Origin of the sequence: Campylobacter canadensis, from assembly GCF_013177655.1 — a bacterium.
Classification (GTDB): domain Bacteria; phylum Campylobacterota; class Campylobacteria; order Campylobacterales; family Campylobacteraceae; genus Campylobacter_E; species Campylobacter_E canadensis.
The window spans coordinates 1,168,200-1,193,776 of the sequence record NZ_CP035946.1 but is presented as its reverse complement, the minus strand read 5'-3'; the positions used below and the strand labels follow the sequence as shown (position 1 = coordinate 1,193,776).

Genomic DNA, 25,577 nt, shown 5'->3' with positions numbered 1-25,577 from the left:
TAGATTTTCTAATAGGCTTAAAGATTAGAAGTGATTATGCTTGCTTAATTCATCATTAAGATTATGCAATTCTTTGTTTGTATCAAAGTTTGCAATGCTTACACTATCATCGCTATGGCTACTTGCAGGAGCTATCTTAGCACCAAATAAATCTTTAGCGCTATCAAGTAAGTCATCTTTGTCTAAGCTTGGTTTGCTTTCTTCACTTGCTAGGCTAATATTAGCTACTTTATTTAATGAAATACCTTCTTTATTGTGTGTTCCATCAGTGTATTGAATAACATCAATTTGCTTAGAGTTATCTTGTGCGTGTTCTTGCGAAGTTGAACCATCGGTATATTGAATAACATCAATTTCGCTAATTACAGTGCTAACGCCTGTTACTTCTGTTGAAGCGTGGCTTGTTTTATGGCTTAGTTCTTCATTAGAATTATATAAATAAAACTCATATTTACCATCAGTACTTAGCTTAATTGTAGTTTGCCAGCTACCATCTTGATTTGATTCTACATAGTGTTTATTATGTAAAATATCATCAATACTATCAAGTTTTCCATCAGGATGTTTAATTTGAATATAAACATTATCGTAAGCTTTTGCTCCGTGTCCTTTTAGAATGATTTCGCCATTATTGTTTATCATTTCATCTAGTTTTACACCATATTGTGCATCGTTGTTAAATTCATTGCCTAAAACAGGTTTTAAATCAATGCTTGCATGATAATCATTTGTTTCATGGCTCATTGCTTGGTCGTTATTAAATAAGTAGAACTTATAAGTTCCATCTTTAGGTAATTTTAAAGTAATATCCCAGCTACCATCAGCTCTTGCTTCTGTGTATTGTTTATGAGCTGACATATCAGGAATATAATCTTTATGTCCGTTTGGATGCTCAATCATTACCCATACAAATTCTCCATCTCTTCCGCCGTGTCCTGCAAGTTTAATTGTTTTATAAACTGCATCTTCGCTAATGTTTTCAATTTTATCAAGTTTAACGATATGTCCATCATTGTAAAAGCCGTTTGAATCAGCATTTGTATTACTTGCTTCATAATGTTCATTAAAGATAATTGTACCTTTAAAGTCAGCATCACTTGGAACATAACCATTTTTAACTGCTGCAAATTCATATTTGCCATCTTTTATTGTTGAATGATTTTCATTTGTTCCATAAAGAGTTGCAAAATCAACATAGAATTTAAACGAACCATCGCTATTTATTTCCCCTGTTGAATTTAGTGAATAAATATCTCCGTTTGGATATTTTACCCATAAAGTTGCAAAGCCATTTACTCCGTTTGATTTGCAATTTACTTCAATAAAGGTTGAATTAGTTTCTTTGCCTAAGATTTGATTATTTGCACTAAAGCTTACAATATCATAAACATAAGAATTAATTGCTGTATGTGAGTTATCTACACTAGCATCGCCTGGAATTCTAGCTTGAGTGTTGAAATTTAATGTTTCATCAGGGTTTAATAATACTATTGTATCGCCTGGATTTAATTTAACTGTGTATGAGAAATTGCCATTATTATCTGCATCAAAATAATGTTTATTTTTAGCTGTATCAATTAGGCTTTCTCCATTTATACTAACATAGGTTAGTCCATCTTTATTAGCTCCGTGTCCTTTGATTGTGTAAGTACCATCATTATTATTGATGATTTCATCAATCTTAGTTGAATGTGAATCGTTATTTATTGCATATTCTGTATCTGCTTGAGCGTTGTTTGATACAAAGTTTTCTGTAAATGTAATAGAATCATTAAAATCATCTACATAATTTGTATTAGTATGAATATCAACAAAAGATATTTTATATTCTCCGCTTAATACAGGATTATTTACATCATAAAGCTTTAAGTTATAAGTAAAGTTACCATCTTTATCAGCTACAATTGGTGGTATAACTCCGCCATATCCCCAATAAACTTCTTTACCATTTGGAGCAATTATCTTCATAGCAACAGCATGATTTGGAGTAGCTCCACTTGCGTGAATTTGCCATACCATTGAGTTGTTTTCATTAGATAAAGCTTCGCCATTAACATAAGTAATGCTATCAATTTTAATATGATTAAAATCTGCTGTTTGAGCGTCATTACTTGGAGTATCTTCTGGTTTATTTTCTGGTTTAGTATCAACAATATCATCAGGATTATTAGGTTGTTCTTGAGTATTGCTTTCTGTATAATTTTTATCATAAGTAAAGCTTACTTGTGGTTTTAAAGATGTTAAACCTTCGCCTGTTGTAATTTTTCCATCAAATAAGTAAATTTTATAATTTCCTTGCTCTGGAGAGATTTTAATATCTAATTTAAAGTTACCATCTTTATCTGCTTTAAATAAGCTTTGTGGCCAAGTATAAGTTACATCTTCTCCACCATTTGGATACTTAATAACAATGCTAATTGTACTTCCTGCTTTTGCACCACCACCAACGATAGTAATATTATTGCTATTTGTTGTATCGTGGATTTCTTTACCTGTGTTGTAATCAGTAATTTTTGAAGCGTAAATTCCATCGTGGATTTCTTCGTGGTGTGGTGGTGTTACATCTTCGCTTGGATTTTGACTAGCAATAAAATCATCTAAGCTGATTTCACTTTTATTTCCAACTTTATCTGTAGCAATGATTTTAATACCTTCTTCAAAAGGACTAATATTATTAGCTACATATTTTTCTGCTTGTCCATTTTTTGTATCAATTATTTGATAAGTTAATTCAACTTCTTTTCCACTTGGTAAAATCGCTACAACTTTTTCAGCCTTACCTTTAATATCAACTATTAAATTAAAGCTATTATCTTCATTGCTTTCATAGCTATCAATTTTAATTTGTGGAGCAGTTGTATCAATACCAAATGACTTATGAAGTTCGCTAGCTAAATCATTTCCTGTAAAGTCAATTTTAATATTAGCCTTATCTCCATCAAAACCTGGGAAGTCTTTTTTAAAGTCTATTGTTAATTCGTAATAACCTTTTGCATCAGCTTTAACTTCTTTTGTAAATTCTGTCCATTTACCTGTTGTTGTATCTTGTGCATTTAAGTGAATTTTGTAAGTTTCGTTTGGATAAGCTTTACCTTTAAATGTGTAATTTTGAGCATTTAAACTACCATTTGCTAAATTACCATTTTCATCATAAATACCAAAATAGTTATTAACTTCATTAGCTAGGCTATAGCTTTTTTCATTACCTGCTTTATCAAAAAAGTCAATATGAGCATTATTAATATCAGCAATTTCAATAGTATGTGTTCCTTTTTCAAATACCATTTGAGTTACATTGCCATCTTTGTCAATAATATTTGCTGTTGTTTTTTCATCAAAATAAAAATCAAATTTAGTACTTGAATCAGCATTACTTTCAAATTTAACTAAATTCATATTGAAAATATTATCAATTGTTATTGTTTGTTGTAAATCGTGTTCAAATTCATTTGCACTACCACTTGTTTCTCCACTAACTTTAACAACAAAATTATTTCCTTCAAAATGACCTGCTTCAAATTTACCTGCTTGAATTTTACTAAAATCGATATTTAGATTTGCTTCGCCTTTTTCATTAGCAACTACATTTTCAACTTTAACTGACTTAATTTGGTTGTTTTCATCAATATAAGCAATGTCAATAGTTAATTTTTCATTAGCTTTAGCACCAACAACCTTAACACTGTAATCAAGATGATTTGTAGCTTTTTCACTAACAACTTTTTCTCCTGTAACATTATCAACTATTATAAATGAATATTCTGGGCTTTCTTCTACTTGATTATTTGCATTTAAATATTCATCAACACTTACACTGCTTTCATTTCCTGCTTTATCAACAGCTATAATTTTTGCATTTTCAGAATATTCAAAACTTACATTATAAGTTTTATTTTCTGTTGCAGATGAAATTAATTCAATCTTAGTTCCATCTTCTTTAACTAAATAAACCTTATCAGCATTTTTAATATTTAAATCAGCATTTACTGTTGCTGGTTGTGTATTGTTAAGCTCGCAATTTTCAATTTGAATTTCTGGAGCAACTGTATCAATGTTGTAAGTTTTTTCAATAATAGTTTCATTTGTTGCTTTATCTTTTACTGTAAAGCTTATTGTACCATTATCTAAATTGTCAATATTTAAAATATTTTCTTTTCCAATAGTTTTATAACCAACACCATTTTCATCAGTTGTAATTTCTATTGTTCTTGTAGTTGTGGTATTGCTATCATTACTAATATCATAAATTTCAACTATATAAGTTTTATTTGCTTCTAAATTTTCAATTTTAACTGTATATTCAGTATCTTTTAATATTTCTTCACTTGTAGCTACACTACCATCTTTTTTAATTAAATCAATATTTGCAGCTGGTTTTTCAGTATTGTCGTTGTTGTTACCGCCGTTATTAGTGTTATCGCCATTTTCATTGTTACCGTTTTCAGTATTGCCACCGTTTTCAGTGTTGTTGCCATTATTTTCGCTACCATTTTCAGTGTTGCTACCGTTATCAGTATCGCTACCGTTATCAGTATTGCCACTGTTTTCAGTATTACCGTTATCAGCATTGCCACCATTTTCAGTGTTACCGTTATTAGTATTGCCACCGTTTTCAGTATTTCCGTTATCGGTATTACCTTCGTTTCCTGCATTACCTTCATTATTATCTTGGTTACCGTTATCGGTAGTGCCATTATTTGTATTATCTTCGTTAGCGTTGTTAGCATTATCGTTATTGATATTACCTTCGTTTGCAACATTATTAACAGCATTTGTTGTATTAATTGCAATTGTATTTACGCTATTTGCTGCGTTAGTTGTTGCTATGTTTTGTGCATTTATGCTATTTACATCAGCACTAACCTTGCTTTCGCTACCTGATTGTAAAAATTCGCTTTGGCTTAAACTAGCTCCTGCACCTAAAACAGCATTATCACCTGCTGCAGTTGCATCTAATTCTTGTGGAATTTCGTTATTTGCTAAGATATTTGATAAAACTGCATTAATTTTATCATCAATTTCGCTTACATCTGAAAGATTTTCATCATTTAAAACACTTGAATCAAGTTTTACAACTTCTTTTCCTGCAAGGTGAATGATTTTTCCATTTGTTAATTCTAAATCTAAGCTTGAATTTGCATCTAGTGATTGAACTAAATCTCCTAAAATAAGCTCATCGCCATTGTTTAAAATTCTTTCGCCATCGTTATTTATAACTTTAGCTTCGCCAACTAGGTTTTTAACTTTTGCACTTATAGACATTTTGTCCCCCTTAAAAAAAGTAATTTATGTTGTAATTAAAGTAACTTTTATTAAATACTGTTTGCACTTTGGTGCAATTTATGAAAAATATATAGCCCTTAAAAGTGGTGGAAGTTTTAATAATCTAGCTTTGTCTTTTTGCTTTTTTGTAAGTTTGATATCTTCTTTTAAAAATACATAAAAATGATTACCCCACAAGCAAATGCAAATGTTTTTTTCTTTACCTGTATTTATTTGAATTTGTTTATTTTTATTTAATTCTTGTTTAATTTCTATTATTTGCTTTAGACTTAAAAGATAAGAAAATTTTTTAACAGCCTTTAATACACCGTTAAAAGTAGTGCAAACTAGGGCTTTTTTAAATTCTATTGTACTGCCCAATAATTCTTTATTGTCTTCTTCTAAAAATTCAAAGCTTTTTCTTACTCCACTTGAGTAACGCTTAATAAATTCATTGGAAAAATCAAGTCTAATTTCATTTCTTTTATATTTTTTATCAAAATTACTTTCATCATTAAAATAAAAAATATTGTTATCTTTTAAAAAAGTAATTATTTCTTCTTTTGTAACATTAATTAATGGCTTTATTATTTTGTAGTGATTTTTTGTTTTGTTGCTTGTAAAATCAATTAGATTGCAAAGTCCAGCACCTTTACTAAGCTGCATTAAAAACCATTCAAATTTATCATTTAGGTTATGTGCTATTATTAAATTATCATAATCTTTCATTAAATTATCAAAAAAATCATACCTAAAATCTTTTGCCCTTTGCTCACTAAAAACACCTTTAAAATGTTTTATGTGTATTTTTTTATTGTATTTTTGTGCTAGTATTTGTGCTGATTGCTCTTCTAAATCAGCACTTTTTCTTAATTTGTAATTAACTAAGGCAAGGTCAAAATGAATTTTATTTTGCTCTAGAATATAAAATAATGCAGTGCTATCACTACCGTAAGAAAAGGCTAAAAGATTGTTTTTATTTTTTAATTCATCAATAAAATCAATCTGCAAGTTTAAGTGCCTTTGCAATGATGTTTTGCCCTTTTACTTGTGTTATTTCACAATAAAATAAATCTCCTGCTTTTAGAGTAAAATCACTTTCATTGATTAAAATTTCCCCATCAATATCTCTATCAAACAATAAAGGCTTAGCCCCAATAAAGAATTCTCCTTCGCTACTTTGACCAGTGCAACTTGCAAGAATTGTTTTACCTTCTAGTTTTTTAAAGCTTTGATTTATTTTATCATTTACTATTTTTTCAATTATTCTTAATCTTTTATTAATAATACTTGCTTTTATTTGCTCTAAATTATAAGCTGCGGTATCTTCTTCTTTAGAATAAGCAAAAACACTAATTCTATCAAAAGGTTCATTTTTTATAAATTCACAAAGTTCATTAAAATCTTCTTCGCTTTCTTCAGGGTAGCCAACAATAAAGCCTGTTCTTAAAAAGCTATCATCACTCTTCATTAAATCAAGAAATTCCTTAGCTTTTTTAATATCATAGCCCCTTTTCATTGATTTTAATATTTTGTTACTTGCGTGTTGAAGAGGCATATCAAAATAATTAACAAAAACTTTAGAATTTTTAATTTTTTCAATTAAAGATTTTTTTAGAGAACTTGGATAAAGATATAAAATTCTAGCTGCTTTTACTCCCTTTATTTTTTCTATTTCATCTATTAATTTTTCTAAACCGTCGCTTATATTTTTATCTTTTAAATAAGAGCTAGTATCTTGTGCGATAAAAGAAAAATCGTAATATCCTTTATCAGTAAGCATTTTTACTTCTTTTGCTATATCACTTATATCTCTTGATTTTAGCTTACCTTTAAAGCTAGGAATAGCACAAAAAGAGCAGCTTTGATTACAGCCTTCTGCTATTTTTATGTATGCGTGTGATAATGAACCTGTGATTACTCTTTTAGAATTTGCATTTTGTAAATAAACATTATCGCTGAATTTATTTTGCTTTTTTGCTATTAATTCATCAATTTTTTCATATTCGCTAACCCCAGCAAATAAATCAACTTCAGGTAATTCCTTTACTAGCTCATCTTTGTATCTTTGCATTAAACAACCTGTTACAACTAATAAAGAATCTTTTTTTCTTTGTTCATGTAAATTTAAAATAGCATTAATGCTTTCAACTTTTGCGCTTTTTATAAAACCGCAAGTATTTACAATAAGCACATCAGCTTCGCTAACTTCATCGCAAAGCTCGTACTCGCTTAAACTGCCTAGCATAATTTCACTATCAACTAGATTTTTATTACACCCTAAACTTTGTAAAAATAATTTCATTTTTTTCCTTAATTTAAAACATCAGCTTCTTGAAGTGGTGGCAATATTAAAAATAAATTTCTTAAATCAATATCAAATAACCTATCAAAATCACAAGCATTTAAGCCAAATCCTTGCCCTGAAGGTAGTCTTGGGTTATCAAAAACGCTTATACACTCATCTTTATTTAAAACCAAAGAGCGAATTTGCACAGAACCAACATTAGTAGGGATTATTGAAAATAAAGTTTCATAAGATTTATTTTCTAAATCATCTTTGCAAGATTTTCCACCAAAGTTACCATCAGGAAAGATTGCAAGGCACAAATCATCATAATTAGCGCTTGTAAATTGCACTAAGCCTAATTTAAATAATTTGCTTAAAGGGTCAATTTTTGCTAATTCATCGCTTAATTCAATTTGTCTTAATTTTAAATTAAGATTTTTTTCGCTAATTCCTAAAAGGTCTCCATTAAATGCAGAACGCAGTGAAAAAGTAGCGGTAAAATCTTCTAAATCTTCAGGTAGTGTTTGTGAAAATAAACAAGTATTAATGAATATTAAAGCTAGAAATATTTTTTTCATTTTATATCCTTAAAATTTCTTAAAATGCACAGGGAAATGGTCGCTTGCTAAGTATGAGCGAACTCCAGCACTAATTAAAAGCGCTAATAAAGTTGGCAAACTCGTTGTACCAGCTTGATTAATACCTGCTATGGCATAATCTAAAATTCTATGATTTCCACTTGCACTTGCATGAGTTGGTGTTCTTGGAGAGATGATATTTACATCGCTTTGAATTCTTCTATCCATACCACTTTGCAAATCAGCAGGCTCTCTATTAAAATCTCCTGCTATTAAAAAATTACTACCCATAGGTACACTATCGTGTATAGCGCTAACTAAGGCGTTTGCATCAGCTCCACCATTTGCTAAAGCGTGTATATTAAAAAAATAATCATTTCCTATGCGAATTCCTAAAGCAGGTCTTGCATTTTCAGACATTATTGAACTTTGATGCACAACTAAAACTTCATCCGCTCTTTGATTTGAAACAATAGCAAGATTTACCCTTCTAGCACCAACATCAAGAGGAGCGTAGTAGATAAATACGGTTCTTGGTCTTGTGCTAGTACCAAGCTCCCAAATAAATTCTTCAACAGGTGTTCCGCCAGGTTGCACAACTCTTCCTGTTCTTCTTGCAGAAGATGGTAAAGAGCCTGCTTCTTGCACCATTAAAATATCTGCAGGATTATCCCCGCTAATTAACTGTCTAACACTCACATTCCATTTACTTTCAGTTGCGGCAGATGAGCCTTGCAAATTCCAAGTTGCTACATTAAAATCATCAACCTTAGCAAAGGCTAAAATACTTATTAATAATAAAAATAATTTTTTCATTCTTATCCTTTAATTTAATACAAAAATAGGCTTAGTTGAAATAAGCGGAGCTGTTATATACCATTGTTGGTCAAGGTTTTTAGAGCTTGCACACTTGGTTAAAAAAATGCTATAAAAGATAGTGTGTCTAAATGTTGGTGTTTGCAAACAGCTTTGTTTTGCTACATTTTTAATTTGCCAAGCTTGATTGGAAAATCTAATTAAAGTCCATTTTTGTGAAGGCGATTGCTCATTGCAAGGAAGATGGATAATACCGTTATTATAAGCACTTATGCAGGTTTTATGTTGATAATTTTTAAACATCACACTACCATCGCTAAGTGTTATAATTTGCCAAATTCTAGCACCTTTAAAAGGGCGAGAATCTCTTGCAGGATAGCCCCAAATCCAGTTTCCAGGATTAGTAGCCCAAATAGTTAATACTCCAGCATTAGAGCTCATAATGGCAACCATATCAGATATGTCTTCTTTTTTTGATGAATTAGCTGCGTTTAGTGTTGGCTTTGCTAAAAATTTTGATAAATTTGGTCCAGCAAATGGCTTTAAATCTTTTTGCTCTTTAGTTGGAGGACTTGGGTTTAAACCGATTTTTAATATATCTTGATTATCTACAATTTGAGTATCAAGCAAAAAATTTTCTTTATTAATCGTGTTTTTACTTGCACAAGATACAAAAGTTAATATGCAAAATACGCTTATAAGCAAAGTACTTTTTTTCAAAACTAAATCCTTAAAAATAAAATTTATTTGTTAAGAATATCTTATTAATATAAAAATTTAATTAAAATTCTAAGGTTAAAAAATGAAAGAATATTTAAGATATTTAGAAAATGAAAGTATTTATATTATAAGAGAAACGATAGCAGCTTTTAAAAATCCTGCTATGCTTTATTCAATAGGTAAAGATTCTACTGTATTGTTACACTTAATAAAAAAGGCTTTTTATCCTAATAAAATTCCAATTTCTTTAGTGCATGTTGATACTTTGTGGAAATTTAAGCAAATGTATGATTTTAGGGACAAGGTTGCTAAAGAGCATTCTATGATTATTTATCACAATCAAAAGGGTGATGAAATTAATATTAATCCTTTTATACACGGTTCTAAAATGCACACTGACATTATGAAAACACAAGCTTTAAAGCAGTGTTTAGATTTATATAAATTTGATGCTGTTTTTGGTGGTGCTAGAAGAGATGAAGAAAAGTCTCGTGCTAAAGAAAGAATATTTTCTTTTAGAAACAAAGAACACGCTTGGGATGTAAAAAATCAAAGACCTGAATTATGGGATGTATTTAATACAAGAATAAATGAAAATGAGTCAATGAGAGTTTTTCCACTTAGCAATTGGACTGAGCTTGATATTTGGGAGTATATTCTTAGTGAAAATATACAAATTGTTGATTTGTATTTTGCTAAAGAAAGATTAGTAAGTGATTATAAAGGTGCTATGATTTTAGTAGAAGATGAAAGAACGCCAAAAGAAATAGTAAAAAATGCTTATAAAAAAAAGGTTAGATTTAGAACCTTAGGTTGTTATCCGCTAACTGGGGCAATAGAATCGGAGGCTAGTTGCGTTTTAGATATCATTAATGAATTAAAAGCTACCAAATTTAGTGAAAGACAAGGTAGGTTAATTGATAGCGATGCTAATTCAAGTATGGAAGCTAAGAAAATGGAAGGTTATTTTTAATGGATATTTCAAGATTTATTACTTGCGGTAGTGTTGATGATGGAAAATCAACTCTTATAGGAAGAATGCTTTATGAATGCGGTGCTATTTATGAAAACGAGCTAAAAGATATTACAGATGAAGAGATAAATTTTGCCAATTTAGTAGATGGTTTAGAAGATGAAAGAAAGCAGGGCATTACAATAGATGTTGCTTATAGATATTTTAATTATGAAAATAAAAAATTTATAATTGCAGACTGTCCAGGACACGAGCAATATACTGCAAATATGGTTACAGCAGCGAGTAATGCACAAATAGCAATAATTTTAATTGATGCAACAAAGGGTCTTAGTATGCAAACAAAAAGACATAGCTATATATGTGCTTTGCTTGGAATAAAAGAAATTATTGTTGCTGTTAATAAGATTGATTTAATTAATTATGATGAAAATGTTTTTAATAAAATTAAAGATGATTATCTTAAAGAAATTGCAAATAAGCAAAGTAATTATTATTTTATTCCAATTAGTGCAAAATTAGGAGATAATATTGTAAATAATAGTAAAAATACTGCTTATTTTAAAGACTTAGCCTTATTACAAAGATTAAAAAGCATTGAAGTTAAAAATTCTGATGATGAGTTTTATTTTTCGGTACAGTATGTAAATAAAGTAGATGATAAAAGATTTTATCTAGGACAGGTTTTAAGCGGTAGTTTAGAAAAAAACGAAGAACTTGTTGTTTTACCTTCAAAACAAAAAGTAAATATAAAAGATATTATTTATGATTTTAAAAATGTAAGTAGGGCAAAAGCATTAGAGCAAATTGCTATATCTACTAATAAAGAAGTTGATATTAGTAGAGGAAATATACTTTGCAAAAACGAAGATAAGCTTTTTTTAAGTAAAAAAGTATTAGCTGATGTTATTTGCTTTAGTGATATTGATATTAAAAATGAAGTGCTTTTAAAATTGGCAAATCAAACAATAAATGCAAAAATTACTAAGGTAAATTATAAAATTGATATTTGCACATTAAAACAAAGCCATTGTGATAGCGTGAAGTTAAATGATATTTTGTGTTGTGAAATAAGCCTTGATAAAGAATTGCTTTGTAAAGAATATAAAAAAAATAATAAATTAGGTGCTTTTATTTTAATTGATAAATATAGCAATAAAACAATAGCTTGTGGTATGATTTTAGAACAATTAAAGCAAGATATAGAAGAAAAAAGACAATATACAAAAGAAGAAAAAGCCTTAAATAAATTTATTAGAGAAAATTATCCTGAATGGGGTTGTATAAGTATATGAAGATAATTGTAATTATTAGCATTTTGTTACTTTTAGGCTTATTAATTTATAATAAACATAAGCCGCATATTTTATTTGCACTTGTTGGAATTTTTTATTTTTTAATAGGATATATTGATTATAAAGAGTATTTTATTGGATTTACAAATAGTGCTTTAATAACCCTTGTTTTGTTAATGGTGGCTTCTATTGCCATTGAAAAAACATCTTTTATTGATTATTGTTCAAAAAAGATTTTTTCTAAAAGTTATAAATTGTCTATTTTAAAGCTTGGTTTAATTTCTTGCTTTTTTTCAGCTTTTTTAAATAACACTGCAGTAGTTGCAAGTTTAATGGGGGTAATAAAACAAAATAAATTTCATTCAGCTTCAAAACTACTTATGCCTTTAAGTTTTTTTGCCTTAGCTGGAGGGACTTTAACCCTTATTGGAACTTCTACAAATATGGTTGTTAATTCCTTTGTTATTGAAAACAAGCTTGAGAGTTTAAAAATGTTTGATTTTTTTATTGTTGGGCTTGGAATTTGTATTGCAATAACAGTTGTGCTTATGTTTTTTTCATTTTTATTGCCTGATTATAAGAATGATTTTGATGAGATTAAAGATTATATAATTAATACTAAGGTTGTAAGCGGTAGTAGCTTAATAAATAAAAGCGTAAAAGAAAATAAATTAAAGCAATTGCAATATTTATTTTTAGTAGAAATTAAAAGAAAAAATAGAATAATTTCTCCAGTATCAAATGATGAAATTATTTTAGAAGATGATGAGTTAATTTTTAGTGGAGATATACAATACATAAGCATATTATCAAATTTTAATGGCTTAAAATTATGTGAAAATGTTGAATTAAATAAGTTGAATTTAGTAGAAGTAGTAATTTCAAATCAATCAAGTTTAATCGGTAAAAGCGTTAAAGAAGTTAGCTTTAGAGCGAAATTTGATGCTGCTATTATTTGTTATAAAAGAGCAAATGAAAGCATTAAAAAAATAGGTGAATGTGTAATTTGCGCAGGAGATAGTTTGATTTTAAGCGTTGGAAGTGATTTTGCAAGTAGAGATAATAAAGGTAAGAATTTTCATATCATTTCAAAAATGTACAATCCAAAATTCAATACAAAACAAAGTTTTATCATTTTATCTTCTTTTGTAAGCGTGATTTTATTGAATGTTTTTAATTGTATTGATATTGTAAAAGGGCTTTTGCTTTTACTTATGTTTTACATAGGTGCTAAATATATAAATATTGATGAAATAAGAAGGAGAATTCCTTTAGATATTATAATTATAATCGGCTCATCGCTTGCAATTACTAGGGTTTTAATCAGTAGTGGGGTTGCAGCTGATTTTGCTAATTTAATAGTAAATACCTTTGGAGTTTTTGGAAATTATGGTGCCTTAGTTGGGGTTTATTTAATGACTTTGTTATTAACAGAACTAATTACAAACAATGCAGCAGCAGCACTAAGTTTTCCAATAGCATACAGCAGCGCACTTTCTTTAGGGCTTAGCCCTTATCCTTTTATTTTTATAGTTGCTTATGCTGCTAGTGCATCTTTTATGACTCCTTTTGGTTATCAAACAAATTTGATGGTAAGTTCAGCTGGTAATTATAAATTTATGGACTTTGTAAAAATAGGCTGGATTGCATCTATTGCATATTCTTTAGTTGTACTTATAGTTACACCTATGGTATTTAAATTTTAATTTAGGATCAATATGAATAATTTAGTTTTGCATAAAAGTAGTATAAATAAAGCAAAAAGAGCAAGTTTAAAACAGCAAAAACCTTGTGTGATATGGCTAACAGGGCTTAGTGGTAGTGGAAAAAGCACAATAGCAAATGCACTTGAAGTAGAGCTTTTTAAATTAAACTATCACACTTATTTATTAGATGGAGATAATGTAAGATTAGGGCTTAATAAAGACTTAGATTTTAGCGATAAATCAAGAAAAGAAAATATAAGAAGAATAGCAGAGCTTGCAAAGCTTTTTGTTGATAGTGGCATTATTGTAATTAGCGCTTTTATTTCTCCTTTTAGAAGCGATAGAAGATTAGCAAGAGAATTGGTTGAAGAAGATGAATTTATAGAAGTTTTTGTGGATACTTCGTTAGATGAGTGCGAAAGAAGAGACCCAAAAGGTTTATACAAAAAAGCAAGAAGTGGGCAAATTAGTAATTTTACAGGAATAAGCAGTGCTTATGAAAAACCACTAAACGCACAAATACATCTTAATAACGAAAGTAACAGTGTGCAAACAAATGTTGCTATAATTTTAGACTTTTTAAAGCATAAAGGATATTTAAAATGAAAGCAATATTACACATAGGTATTGAAAAAACAGGCTCTACGACATTACAAGATTTTATTTTTTTAAACAAAGAAGAATTTAATAAAAATAATATTTATATAGCAAATACTTATTATTACAGTAAATCTCATTGGCATTTAGGATTTTTAGCTTATGATGATGATAAAAACGATTCTTTTATTTTGCAAAATAAATTAATTGATAAGGAAAAAAGAGCTAAATATAAAGAAAAATTATTATATGAATTAAAGCAAGAATTTAAAGGTAAAGAAAATGTTTTATTCACTTGTGAATTAATACATTCAAGACTTACTAGCATTGATGAGATAAATAGACTAAAAGAAGTTTTAATAGATTTTGGTTTTGATGAATTTGTGGTGATTTTTTATATTAGAGAGCAGGTTAGCTTATTGCAATCTTTATACCAAGAAGCAATAAAATGGGATGAAATTGATGGGGAATTTAATGTTTATGATTTGGCTAAAGAAGATGATTTAAAATTTGTTTCATTTTATAAGAAAAAAATGAGCCATTTTCATTTTATATGTAACCATTTACAAACAATAAATAATTATGAAAAAGTTTTTGGCAAAGAGGCTTTAAAAATTAATATTTTTGAAAAAAATCATTTTAAAAATAATAATTTAATAAGCGATTTTTTATATCAGCTTAATTTAAACCAAGAAAGCTTTACTTTTTGTGAAAGCAGTAATATTTCTTTAAATTTACAAGGGGTTAAGCTACTTAGTAAAATCAATAAATATTTACCACAATTTATTGATAATAATACCAATAAAAATCGTGTTGGAATTAATGCGTATTTTAATATGTTTTTTAAAAGTTCTTTTAAATATTGTATTTTTAGCGAAGAAGAAGTGGCTTTTATTAAAAATTTTTATGAAAAAGACAATGAAATTATAAAAAATAAATATTTTCCAAAGCAAGAAAAATTGTTTTTAGAAGAAAAATTTCATTTTACAGATAAAAATACTGATGATAATTTAGAAATAATAGCACAAATGCTTGCTAAAATTTTATCTGATAAAAATAGTAAAATTAACGAATTAAATGTACAAATAATTAATTTACAAAAGCAAATACAAGATAATAATAAAAAAGAAAAAGGAGCAAAAATGTTTTTTAAGAAATTTTTTAAAAATGAGAGGATAATAGATAATGGGGGGGGTAAAATCGCCCTTGTAGTACCAATTTACAATGTTTTAGAATACTTAAGTGAATGCGTAAATTCACTTTTAAATCAAGATTATGAAAATATAGAAATCTTATTAATAAACGATGGTAGCACAAAGCAAAATAATTTAGAACTAGCAAAAGAATTTGCCTTAAAAGATGAAAGAATAATAGTAATTGATAAAATAAATGGTGGTCTAGGAAATGCTAGAAATGTTGGCATACATTTTTATCAAAACAAATATAATTTTGAAAAGATAAATAAGGCTAATTTAAATACTTATAAAATTACAAATAATAATCCACATCAAATAAAAGCACTTTATACTAAAAACGAGTTAAAAGTATCTAAGATTAAATATATTTATTTTGTTGATAGCGATGATTTTTTAAGCAAAGACGCACTAAGTAAATGCTTAAATGCCTTTCAAAAAGATAAGGATATAAATGTGGTGTGGGCTAATGAAAAGAGTTTTGGTATGCAAAATGATAATTATAAGTCTTTAATTGATAAATTAAATTTTAAGAATTCTTGCGTAATTAATGTTAATGATTTTATTGATTTAATAGCTAAAAACAATGTTTTAGGAATGTATTTTGGCAGACACGGAATGATTGATTTTGATTTTTTAAGCAATATCAAGCTTGAATTTATTAATAATATAATTCATGAAGACCATTATTTTGGAATGTGTTTATTTATGCAAGCAAAAAAGATTTATGTTTTAAAAGATAAAATCTATTTTTATAGAATAAGAGCTAATTCAATAATGAGTTACGATAAGCAAATTACAAAAGATAACCTAAATCCTGCTATTTATTATTTATATGATGAGTTTTTAGATGCAAGTTTAGCTAAAAAATATCACAAATGCTTTTCTTTAATAAGAAATCTTGAAGCCTTTGTAAATTTTGCAAATAAATATGAAAATAAAGATTTAGCTCAAAAATTTTTGATACTTTTTGCTCCATATTTGCTCATTTTATCTAAAGATATAATGACTTTTAACAAAGACCCAAAATTAGCAAAGGAAAAATTTTTAAATTTGGTAAATATATTATTTGTATTTCATAAAAATATATGTTATATGCTAAGCAAAAATCAATAAGAAGGTAAGAAATGACAAGTGCAAGAATAAATTATTTTTTGTTATTTAGTGTTTTTATAAGAATTATGGGGGGGGGGTAATTATGGGTTTATTTACTAAAAAAATAATTACTAATAATGTAGTTGATTTAAAAGAATTTAATAAGCATATTCCATTATTGTACAAGCTTAAAACCTTGAATATTAAAAATGAAGATTTTAATAAATATTACGATAAAGCTATACATAAAGGTTATTTTTCTTATATAAAAGAAGCAAGTAAGCCTAATTCAGCCTTAAATCCTTGGGCTTATATTAGGGTAAAAAATGAAATTATAACCTTAAAAGCATCGCTTTATTCAATTTTACCAGCTGTGCAAAGAGGCGTTATTGGTTACAATGATTGTGATGATGGAAGTGAAGAAGTGATTTTAGAATTTTGTGAAAAATTCCCTAGCTTTAAAGCGATAAAATATCCTTTTAGTGTAAAAGATTTTAAACCTGCTAATGAAGATGAAAAGCTTTATTCATATTATAATTATGTAGCTTCTTTTATACCTAAAAATGAGTGGCTAATAAAATTAGATGTTGACCATATTTATGATGCAAAAAAATTATTTAATTCTTTTTTTCTTGTAAAGAATAAAAAAGATGTTTTAAGCATAGCAAGGGTAAATTTTGTTATAAATAATAATAAAGTTTATATTACACCATCTGATACGGGTGATATTTATAGAGATGTGGTTGACCATTGGCTTATTTATAATGATAATTTAAAATGGCAAGAATATCTTACTCAATATGGAAGAAGTATAGAAATATTAAGATTTAATGATAGAAGAATAATTAGAAGTATTTTAAATAATTATCATTTTTATGCAGTTAAAAAAGATAGATTTGCAAGCGAATTAACGCAGTGGGATATTAGCTTGCAAGATTTTATAAAAAATGATACTAAATACATAGGTAGATTAATAAAAAAAGATTTTTTAGATGAAAAATTAATTTTAAATATATACAATAATCTTAATTGGAGAAGTAATGAATAAAGAAAAAATCGCCCTTGTAGTACCAATTTACAATGTTTTAGAATACTTAAGTGAATGCGTAAATTCACTTTTAAATCAAGATTATGAAAATATAGAAATCTTATTAATAAACGATGGTAGCACAAAGCAAAATAATTTAGAACTAGCAAAAGAATTTGCCTTAAAAGATGAAAGAATAATAGTAATTGATAAAATAAATGGTGGTCTAGGAAATGCTAGAAATGTTGGCATACATTTTTATCAAAACAAATATAATTTTGAAAAGATAAATAATGCTAATTTAAATACTTATAAAATTACAAATAATAATCCACATCAAATAAAAGCACTTTATACTAAAAACGAGTTAAAAGTATCTAAGATTAAATATATTTATTTTGTTGATAGCGATGATTTTTTAAGCAAAGACGCACTAAGCAAATGCTTAAATGCCTTTCAAAAAGATAAGGATATAAATGTGGTGTGGGCTGATTTTGCAAGGTATTATGATAATATTAGTGACTTAAATACTCCTACCCAACTTGATTTATATAATATTAAAAAAGATATGATTATAAATACTAAAGAATGGCTTAAGTTAATTAATACTAATAACAAAAGAGCATTTTGGTTTGGCAGACACGGAATGATTGATTTTGATTTTTTAAGCAATATCAAGCTTGAATTTATTAATAATATAATTCATGAAGACCATTATTTTGGAATGTGTTTATTTATGCAAGCAAAAAAGATTTATGTTTTAAAAGATAAAATCTATTTTTATAGAATAAGAGCTAATTCAATAATGAGTTACGATAAGCAAATTACAAAAGATAACCTAAATCCTGCTATTTATTATTTATATGATGAGTTTTTAGATGCAAGTTTAGCTAAAAAATATCACAAATGCTTTTCTTTAATAAGAAATCTTGAAGCCTTTGTAAATTTTGCAAATAAATATGAAAATAAAGATTTAGCTCAAAAATTTTTGATACTTTTTGCTCCATATTTGCTCATTTTATCTAAAGATATAATGACTTTTAACAAAGACCCAAAATTAGCAAAGGAAAAATTTTTAAATTTGGTAAATATATTATTTGTATTTCATAAAAATATATGTTATATGCTAAGCAAAAATCAATAAGAAGGTAAGAAATGACAAGTGCAAGAATAAATTATTTTTTGTTATTTAGTGTTTTTATAAGAATTATGGGGGGGGGGTAATTATGGGTTTATTTACTAAAAAAATAATTACTAATAATGTAGTTGATTTAAAAGAATTTAATAAGCATATTCCATTATTGTACAAGCTTAAAACCTTGAATATTAAAAATGAAGATTTTAATAAATATTACGATAAAGCTATACATAAAGGTTATTTTTCTTATATAAAAGAAGCAAGTAAGCCTAATTCAGCCTTAAATCCTTGGGCTTATATTAGGGTAAAAAATGAAATTATAACCTTAAAAGCATCGCTTTATTCAATTTTACCAGCTGTGCAAAGAGGCGTTATTGGTTACAATGATTGTGATGATGGAAGTGAAGAAGTGATTTTAGAATTTTGTGAAAAATTCCCTAGCTTTAAAGCGATAAAATATCCTTTTAGTGTAAAAGATTTTAAACCTGCTAATGAAGATGAAAAGCTTTATTCATATTATAATTATGTAGCTTCTTTTATACCTAAAAATGAGTGGCTAATAAAATTAGATGTTGACCATATTTATGATGCAAAAAAATTATTTAATTCTTTTTTTCTTGTAAAGAATAAAAAAGATGTTTTAAGCATAGCAAGGGTAAATTTTGTTATAAATAATAATAAAGTTTATATTACACCATCTGATACGGGTGATATTTATAGAGATGTGGTTGACCATTGGCTTATTTATAATGATAATTTAAAATGGCAAGAATATCTTACTCAATATGGAAGAAGTATAGAAATATTAAGATTTAATGATAGAAGAATAATTAGAAGTATTTTAAATAATTATCATTTTTATGCAGTTAAAAAAGATAGATTTGCAAGCGAATTAACGCAGTGGGATATTAGCTTGCAAGATTTTATAAAAAATGATACTAAATACATAGGTAGATTAATAAAAAAAGATTTTTTAGATGAAAAATTAATTTTAAATATATACAATAATCTTAATTGGAGAAGTAATGAATAAAGAAAAAATCGCCCTTGTAGTACCAATTTACAATGTTTTAGAATACTTAAGTGAATGCGTAAATTCACTTTTAAATCAAGATTATGAAAATATAGAAATCTTATTAATAAACGATGGTAGCACAAAGCAAAATAATTTAGAACTAGCAAAAGAATTTGCCTTAAAAGATGAAAGAATAATAGTAATTGATAAAATAAATGGTGGTCTAGGAAATGCTAGAAATGTTGGCATACATTTTTATCAAAACAAATATAATTTTGAAAAGATAAATAATGCTAATTTAAATACTTATAAAATTACAAATAATAATCCACATCAAATAAAAGCACTTTATACTAAAAACGAGTTAAAAGTATCTAAGATTAAATATATTTATTTTGTTGATAGCGATGATTTTTTAAGCAAAGACGCACTAAGCAAATGCTTAAATGCCTTTCAAAAAGATAAGGATATAAATGTGGTGTGGGCTGATTTTGCAAGGTATTATGATAATATTAGTGACTTAAATACTCCTACCCAACTTGATTTATATAATATTAAAAAAGATATGATTATAAATACTAAAGAATGGCTTAAGTTAATTAATACTAATAACAAAAGAGCATTTTGGTTTGGCAGACACGGAATGATTGATTTTGATTTTTTAAGCAATATCAAGCTTGAATTTATTAATAATATAATTCATGAAGACCATTATTTTGGAATGTGTTTATTTATGCAAGCAAAAAAGATTTATGTTTTAAAAGATAAAATCTATTTTTATAGAATAAGAGCTAATTCAATAATGAGTTACGATAAGCAAATTACAAAAGATAACCTAAATCCTGCTATTTATTATTTATATGATGAGTTTTTAGATGCAAAGACAACTAAAGAATATTATAAAATTTCATCATTATTTTTAACAGCAATTAAAACTTATGATTTTATTCAAGAAAACAAAAGTGAATATAAAGATGAGTTTATTTTACTTTTTTATCAAGAATTAATTTTTTATAGTTTAGAGCTTTTTAAATTTGAAAAGGACCCACTTAAGTTAAAAGAAAAATATCCTATTATAAAAAATATGATGAGAGATGTAAATCAAATAGCAATAAAATATTTTAATGCTAATAAAAAAAGAAGTTTTTTAAATATTTTAAAAAGGGGGTAGAATGTTTAATTTAAAAAAAATTGAAGAAATTGCTTTAAAGGCTGGACTTGCTGCTTTAGATATTTTTAATAAAAGTTATAATATTGATTATAAAGAAGATAACTCGCCTTTAACACAAGCTGATTTGGCTAGCAACGAAATAATCGTAAATGAATTAAAAAAACTATATCCAAATATTATGATTATTAGCGAAGAAAATAAGCAAATTGAGTATGAAAAACGCAAAGATGAAGAATATATTTTTATGATTGACCCGCTTGATGGGACTAAAGAATTTATTAATAAAAGCAAAGAATGGACAATAAATATTGCTTTATTACATAAAAATAAGCCAATTTTAGGTGTAGTTTATGCACCTTGCTTAAATGAGCTTTTTTCTGCTTACAATAATGAGTGTTTTTATAATCAAAAAAAGTTTAATTTTGTTGAGAATAAAGATGATTTAATTATTGTTGCTTCAAAAAGTCATTTAAATTCTAAAACTCAAGATTTTATAGCTAGTATAAAAAGCACAAAAAATATAAAAATTAAAAATTTTGGTTCTTCATTAAAAATTTGTTATTTAGCTATAAATAAAGCACATATTTATCCAAGAATTGCTCCAACTATGGAGTGGGATATTGCTGCAGCTTATGCTGTTTTGATTAATGCTGGTGGGCTAATATTAACTTACCCTGAATTAAAAGAAATAACATTTAATAAACAAGATTTGTTAAATCCTGATTTTATAGCATATTGCAATAAAAAAATAGATGAAATTTTAAAATAAACAAAAAAGGATAAAAAATGAAGGTTGGAATAGCAGTTCCTATTTACAACACTCAAGAATATTTAAAAGAGTGTTTAGATAGTATTTTAAAGCAAAAATTCAATAATTTTGAAGTTTGCCTTATTAATGATGGTAGCAGTGATGATAGTTTAAAAATCGCACTTGAATATGTAAAAAAAGATAAAAGATTTTTTATAATTGATAAAGTAAATAAAGGTCAATCAGCAGCAAGAAACAATGCAATTGCTTATTTTAAAAACGAGATTTCTTTTACTTTAGATAAAAAAGATGATGATTTTATTTATTATAAAAGTACTAACAAAAAAGATATAAAAAATATTATTTGTTCAAGAAAGAAAAAGCAATTAAAAGTAACTTCAATAACTCATATTATTTTTTTAGATTCTGATGATTATTGGCATGAAGATATTTTATCTTTATGTGCTAAAAATGCTCTTAGCAATGACATTGTATGGTTTGACTTTAAAATGTTTACTGATGAGCTTGATGAGAGTTTTAACCCTAGTTGGAATAGAATGAGAAAATACGATTTTAATAAAGATATTATTTTAAAAAATCAAGACATTATTAACTTATTTAAAGAACATCAAACAACACAATTTCCTTTTATGGTTGATGGGCTTATTAATTTTAGCTATCTTAAAAAACTTGATTTAAGTTTATTAAATGATGGTTATGCAGAAGACCATTATTTTGGCTTAATGTTATTTTTACAAGCGAGTAGTGTTTATGTTTTAAATAAGCAATTGTATTTTTATAGAGTAAGAGTAAATTCATCTTGTAATTTTGATAAAAAAATTACAAAAGATAGCATTTTGCCGCATTTTAAAGAATTACAAGATATATTTTTTAATGATTATGATATGGCAAAAAGATTTTATAATTTTAAAGGCTATTTAATTTCCGCATACAATATAATGTTGTTTTTTAAAGCACATGGTAAATATGGGCAAATAGCACATAATATAGTGTGTTTTTATTATAATCACTTGCTTTCTTTGGCTAAGTTTTATGTTTATCCTAATAATTGCTTAAAATATTTTGAAGAAATTGAAGAATATTTAAAAGATAATAATTATGCTAATTTTGGCGCAAGAATAAGAGTGCGAACTAGCCTTGCTTATAAATTAGGTTTAGCTTGTATAAATATTAAAGATAAAATAAAATTACCTTTTTTACTTATAAAGGTTGCTAAAGCTCATAAAAACGAAAAGATAAAAAATTGTAATTTATCATTTATAAAGCAATATCAAGACTATAATGCAGCTTTACAACTAAAAGAACATAAAACATATAAATTAGGGCAAGAGCTTATAAATTTAAAGAAAAATTGGTATAAGGGAGCAATTTTTTCTTTTATAAAAAATGTAAAAAAACTTTATGAAAAAAAATAATAAATATTTTATAAATATTAATAAAAATATCTATGGGGGAAAGCATAAAGGGTATTTTGATTATGATAAAAAGGCTAAAGATGAAAATTCAGCCTTAAATCCTTGGGCGTATATTAGGGTTAAAAACGAAGATATTACGCTAAGAGCGTCGCTTGAAAGTATTTTACCTGCCATTCAAAGGGGCATTATAGCCTACAACGATTGTGATGATAAAAGCGAAGAAATAATCTTAGAATTTTGCAAACAATATCCAAGCTTTATTCCTAAAAAATATCCTTACAATGTACAAATACAAAACCCTAAAAATGAAGAAAACAAACTTTATTCTTATTATAACTGGGCGGCTTCTTTTATTCCTAAAGGGCAGTGGCTTGTTAAGATTGATGTAGATCATATTTATGATGCTAAAAAGCTTTTTTCTTCTTTTTATTTAGCTAAAAAAGATAACGACCTTGTAAGTATTGCAAGGCTAAATGTGGCTGTTTATGAAAATAAAGTTTATGTGGTGCCTAATTATTACATTGATGTAGTTGACCATTGGCTTGTAAAAAATGATGATTTAAAATGGAAAGAAGTGCTAGTTGATGGTGATTCTATGAATTGGAATGAGGTTTTATTTGAAGAAAGAGATAAATATACAAATTTAAATTCTTACGAGCTTTTATCTTTAAAAACACATAAAGTTAAAAGATATAAATTAACTAACTTACATTTTCCATTTATAAAAAAATCAAGACAAATACAAAAAGATGATACTTGGCTTAGCCTAGATGAATTTAAAGAAAGGCATAAAGAGCTTTTAGGTACAAAGATTGATGAAAGAATGTTAAATGAAGAAGAGATTTTAAGTCTTTATTATTCTTTTAATTTTAGTTTTTTTACAAAGCTTAAACATTATTATTTATGCTTTTTTTCAAAATTAAGATTTACCCCCCCCACTCAAACAAAAATAAGCTTAATTAAAGCTTATTTATAGGGTATTATTTAAAATATATGTTTAAATAAAGTTCATTAAAATATTTTTACTTGCATTGCTAAAATAAATAAAAAATAAGAGATTGAAAAGCTTAAAAATCTTAGAAGATTAAAAGAGTTGTAAATAGCTAGTTTAGCTTAATCTATCTTGCTACAAGCTAATACCAAATACTACAAGTTATACTAATTAAGACCCCCCCCGCTTTTTTTCAATTTTTTAAAAGTAAATGCCTAGAATTTAATTTATTTTATCTTTTAACACATCAATTTATATTTAACCCTACACAAACACTAATCTTTATTTTGCTTAGCCCACAAATCTTCTTTTTACAACATCTCATCATTAGTTTTTACTCCCGCACAATTATCCAACCACTTAAACTTTACCCCACCAATAAAATAACTATCCACCACTTAAACTTTACCCACCAAAAAAACAATTATCCACCATCTACCTTCAATCTCAAACTACAAACTTAAATAAAACTGAATTTAATATATTCTTAAGTTTATAGCAAAAAACACAAGATTGAATTTACAATATTGCGAAGGGTTTGAAGTTTTAGAATGATTGGAATGATTGGAATGATTGGAATGATTGGAATGATTGGAATGGATGGAATGGATGGAATGGATGGAATGGATGGAATGGATGGAATGGATGGAATGGATGGAATGGATGGAATGGATGGAATGGATGGAATGGATGGAATGGAATGGATGGAATGGATGGAATGGATGGAATGGATGGAATGGATGGAATGGATGGAATGGATGGAATGGATGGAATGGATGGAATGGATGGAATGGATGGAATGGATGGAATGGATGGAATGGATGGAATGGATGGAATGGATGGAATGGATGGAATGGATGGAATGGATGGAATGGATGGAATGGATGGAATGGATGGAATGGATGGAAGAAAGTAGCTTAAATAAAACTTAATTTAATCTATTCTTAAGTTTGTAGTAAAAAACATAAGATTAAAATTGCATCATTTAGGGAAATTCTTTTAAATTTTTTAGTTTTTTTAGCTTTTTCAATTCTTTTAATTTCTTTTACTTTTTTTAAACTTTTTTTGCTTTCTTATTTGTCCCCTAACTAAAAATCACTATTGCATCCCCCCCCCCCAACTATTTTTGTTTCTCTAAATTCTTTTAGCTTTTTTAGTTTTCTTTTAGTCTCTTTTGCTTTTTTAACTTTATTTATACTGTTTTCAATTCTTTTACTTTCTTTTAATTTTCTTATCTACACCCCAAAAAACAATCAACAACTCCAACTACAAGCTTAAATAAAACTGAATTTAATCTATTCTTAAGTTTATAGTAAAAAGTACAATTAAATTCACAATATTACGAAGGTTTAGAAAGTTTTGAGAATACCCAACTTTACCCACTCCATTTTTTAACAACAAACCATCATTCAACCCTAAAAAAACAATCAACAACCCTAACTACAAGCTTAAATAAAACTTAATTTAATGTATTTTTAAGCCAATAGTTAAAATACAAGAATAAATTTGCAGTATTACGAAGGTTT

The 25,577-nt window shown here is 26.9% G+C and carries 19 protein-coding genes; 13 read left to right on the top strand and 6 right to left on the bottom strand.

Translation table 11 applies throughout. The features are described 5' to 3' along the window. Positions 1-24: 24 nt before the first annotated feature. From CCANL266_RS05690 to CCANL266_RS05665, 6 genes are all read right to left on the bottom strand, one after another. Positions 25-5,262 carry a hypothetical protein gene (locus tag CCANL266_RS05690; RefSeq protein ID WP_172232651.1) on the bottom strand — a complete coding sequence of 1,746 codons (5,238 nt, stop codon included), beginning with the start codon at positions 5,260-5,262 and terminating at the stop codon, positions 25-27. A 78-nt stretch (positions 5,263-5,340) separates the two neighbouring features. Continuing rightward, a complete protein-coding gene (gene tilS / locus CCANL266_RS05685) occupies positions 5,341-6,273 on the bottom strand; it encodes a tRNA lysidine(34) synthetase TilS (protein WP_224316244.1) in 933 nt (310 codons plus the stop codon). Next, the gene (gene rimO / locus CCANL266_RS05680; protein WP_172232648.1) at positions 6,263-7,567 is read right to left on the bottom strand and encodes a 30S ribosomal protein S12 methylthiotransferase RimO; all 1,305 of its coding nucleotides are present in this window, start codon (positions 7,565-7,567) and stop codon (positions 6,263-6,265) included. Before rimO ends, tilS begins: the two co-directional genes overlap by 11 nt. 8 nt (positions 7,568-7,575) lie before the next feature. Beyond that, positions 7,576-8,130, bottom strand: a complete 555-nt coding sequence (locus tag CCANL266_RS05675) for an RICIN domain-containing protein (protein WP_172232645.1) — start codon at positions 8,128-8,130, stop codon at positions 7,576-7,578. Between the two features lie 9 nt (positions 8,131-8,139). Then, positions 8,140-8,946, bottom strand: coding sequence for a cytolethal distending toxin subunit B family protein (locus tag CCANL266_RS05670; protein WP_172232640.1), 807 nt, complete (start codon positions 8,944-8,946; stop codon positions 8,140-8,142). Positions 8,947-8,955: 9 nt separating this feature from the next. Beyond that, positions 8,956-9,666, bottom strand: coding sequence for an RICIN domain-containing protein (locus CCANL266_RS05665; RefSeq protein WP_172232637.1), 711 nt, complete (start codon positions 9,664-9,666; stop codon positions 8,956-8,958). Between the two features lie 82 nt (positions 9,667-9,748). Here CCANL266_RS05665 and cysD point away from each other — a divergent pair, with 82 nt between their 5' ends. The 13 genes from cysD to CCANL266_RS09440 all read left to right on the top strand — a co-directional run bounded on the left by cysD (position 9,749) and on the right by CCANL266_RS09440 (position 24,983). Beyond that, positions 9,749-10,639 carry a sulfate adenylyltransferase subunit CysD gene (gene cysD / locus CCANL266_RS05660; protein ID WP_172232634.1) on the top strand — a complete coding sequence of 297 codons (891 nt, stop codon included), beginning with the start codon at positions 9,749-9,751 and terminating at the stop codon, positions 10,637-10,639. Further along, complete coding sequence (locus CCANL266_RS05655; RefSeq protein ID WP_172232631.1) at positions 10,639-11,934, top strand: sulfate adenylyltransferase subunit 1; 1,296 nt, start codon at positions 10,639-10,641, stop codon at positions 11,932-11,934. The genes cysD and CCANL266_RS05655 overlap by 1 nt, the downstream gene beginning before the upstream one ends. Continuing rightward, on the top strand, positions 11,931-13,640 hold the full coding sequence (locus CCANL266_RS05650; protein WP_172232628.1) for an SLC13 family permease: 1,710 nt from the start codon (positions 11,931-11,933) through the stop codon (positions 13,638-13,640). The genes CCANL266_RS05655 and CCANL266_RS05650 overlap by 4 nt, the downstream gene beginning before the upstream one ends. A 12-nt stretch (positions 13,641-13,652) precedes the next feature. After that, complete coding sequence (gene cysC / locus CCANL266_RS05645) at positions 13,653-14,246, top strand: adenylyl-sulfate kinase (RefSeq protein WP_172232625.1); 594 nt, start codon at positions 13,653-13,655, stop codon at positions 14,244-14,246. Beyond that, a complete protein-coding gene (locus CCANL266_RS05640; RefSeq protein ID WP_172232622.1) occupies positions 14,243-16,546 on the top strand; it encodes a glycosyltransferase family 2 protein in 2,304 nt (767 codons plus the stop codon). Before cysC ends, CCANL266_RS05640 begins: the two co-directional genes overlap by 4 nt. An 82-nt stretch (positions 16,547-16,628) precedes the next feature. Further along, entirely contained in the window at positions 16,629-17,573 is a 945-nt protein-coding gene (locus CCANL266_RS05635; RefSeq protein ID WP_172232618.1) for a beta-1,4-N-acetylgalactosaminyltransferase, read from the top strand. Beyond that, positions 17,566-18,696 carry a glycosyltransferase family 2 protein gene (locus CCANL266_RS05630; protein ID WP_172232620.1) on the top strand — a complete coding sequence of 377 codons (1,131 nt, stop codon included), beginning with the start codon at positions 17,566-17,568 and terminating at the stop codon, positions 18,694-18,696. Before CCANL266_RS05635 ends, CCANL266_RS05630 begins: the two co-directional genes overlap by 8 nt. An 82-nt stretch (positions 18,697-18,778) precedes the next feature. Then, positions 18,779-19,723 (top strand): beta-1,4-N-acetylgalactosaminyltransferase, encoded by a 945-nt coding sequence (locus CCANL266_RS05625; RefSeq protein WP_172232618.1) that lies wholly within the window; start codon positions 18,779-18,781, stop codon positions 19,721-19,723. Then, complete coding sequence (locus tag CCANL266_RS05620; protein ID WP_172232616.1) at positions 19,716-20,876, top strand: glycosyltransferase family 2 protein; 1,161 nt, start codon at positions 19,716-19,718, stop codon at positions 20,874-20,876. The genes CCANL266_RS05625 and CCANL266_RS05620 overlap by 8 nt, the downstream gene beginning before the upstream one ends. Position 20,877: 1 nt before the next feature. Next, a complete protein-coding gene (gene cysQ, locus CCANL266_RS05615; protein ID WP_172232614.1) occupies positions 20,878-21,645 on the top strand; it encodes a 3'(2'),5'-bisphosphate nucleotidase CysQ in 768 nt (255 codons plus the stop codon). 17 nt (positions 21,646-21,662) lie between these two features. Beyond that, a complete protein-coding gene (locus CCANL266_RS05610; protein ID WP_172232612.1) occupies positions 21,663-23,060 on the top strand; it encodes a glycosyltransferase family 2 protein in 1,398 nt (465 codons plus the stop codon). Further along, a complete protein-coding gene (locus tag CCANL266_RS05605) occupies positions 23,047-24,036 on the top strand; it encodes a beta-1,4-N-acetylgalactosaminyltransferase (RefSeq protein ID WP_172232610.1) in 990 nt (329 codons plus the stop codon). The genes CCANL266_RS05610 and CCANL266_RS05605 overlap by 14 nt, the downstream gene beginning before the upstream one ends. A gap of 566 nt (positions 24,037-24,602) precedes the next feature. Then, positions 24,603-24,983, top strand: a complete 381-nt coding sequence (locus CCANL266_RS09440; RefSeq protein WP_216657287.1) for a hypothetical protein — start codon at positions 24,603-24,605, stop codon at positions 24,981-24,983. Positions 24,984-25,577: the final 594 nt, after the last annotated feature.

Bases quoted from the DNA above. Each gene is read 5' to 3' on its own strand.
- CCANL266_RS05620 (WP_172232616.1), top strand. From the start codon at position 19,716: ATGAATAAAGAAAAAATCGCCCTTGTAGTACCAATTTACAATGTTTTA.
- cysC (WP_172232625.1), top strand. From the start codon at position 13,653: ATGAATAATTTAGTTTTGCATAAAAGTAGTATAAATAAAGCAAAAAGA.
- cysD (WP_172232634.1), top strand. From the start codon at position 9,749: ATGAAAGAATATTTAAGATATTTAGAAAATGAAAGTATTTATATTATA.
- CCANL266_RS05625 (WP_172232618.1), top strand. From the start codon at position 18,779: ATGGGTTTATTTACTAAAAAAATAATTACTAATAATGTAGTTGATTTA.
- CCANL266_RS05640 (WP_172232622.1), top strand. From the start codon at position 14,243: ATGAAAGCAATATTACACATAGGTATTGAAAAAACAGGCTCTACGACA.
- CCANL266_RS05630 (WP_172232620.1), top strand. From the start codon at position 17,566: ATGAATAAAGAAAAAATCGCCCTTGTAGTACCAATTTACAATGTTTTA.
- CCANL266_RS05635 (WP_172232618.1), top strand. From the start codon at position 16,629: ATGGGTTTATTTACTAAAAAAATAATTACTAATAATGTAGTTGATTTA.
- cysQ (WP_172232614.1), top strand. From the start codon at position 20,878: ATGTTTAATTTAAAAAAAATTGAAGAAATTGCTTTAAAGGCTGGACTT.
- CCANL266_RS05610 (WP_172232612.1), top strand. From the start codon at position 21,663: ATGAAGGTTGGAATAGCAGTTCCTATTTACAACACTCAAGAATATTTA.
- CCANL266_RS05655 (WP_172232631.1), top strand. From the start codon at position 10,639: ATGGATATTTCAAGATTTATTACTTGCGGTAGTGTTGATGATGGAAAA.
- CCANL266_RS05690 (WP_172232651.1), bottom strand. From the start codon at position 5,262: ATGTCTATAAGTGCAAAAGTTAAAAACCTAGTTGGCGAAGCTAAAGTT.
- CCANL266_RS05605 (WP_172232610.1), top strand. From the start codon at position 23,047: ATGAAAAAAAATAATAAATATTTTATAAATATTAATAAAAATATCTAT.
- CCANL266_RS09440 (WP_216657287.1), top strand. From the start codon at position 24,603: ATGATTGGAATGATTGGAATGATTGGAATGATTGGAATGATTGGAATG.
- rimO (WP_172232648.1), bottom strand. From the start codon at position 7,567: ATGAAATTATTTTTACAAAGTTTAGGGTGTAATAAAAATCTAGTTGAT.
- CCANL266_RS05670 (WP_172232640.1), bottom strand. From the start codon at position 8,946: ATGAAAAAATTATTTTTATTATTAATAAGTATTTTAGCCTTTGCTAAG.
- CCANL266_RS05650 (WP_172232628.1), top strand. From the start codon at position 11,931: ATGAAGATAATTGTAATTATTAGCATTTTGTTACTTTTAGGCTTATTA.
- CCANL266_RS05675 (WP_172232645.1), bottom strand. From the start codon at position 8,130: ATGAAAAAAATATTTCTAGCTTTAATATTCATTAATACTTGTTTATTT.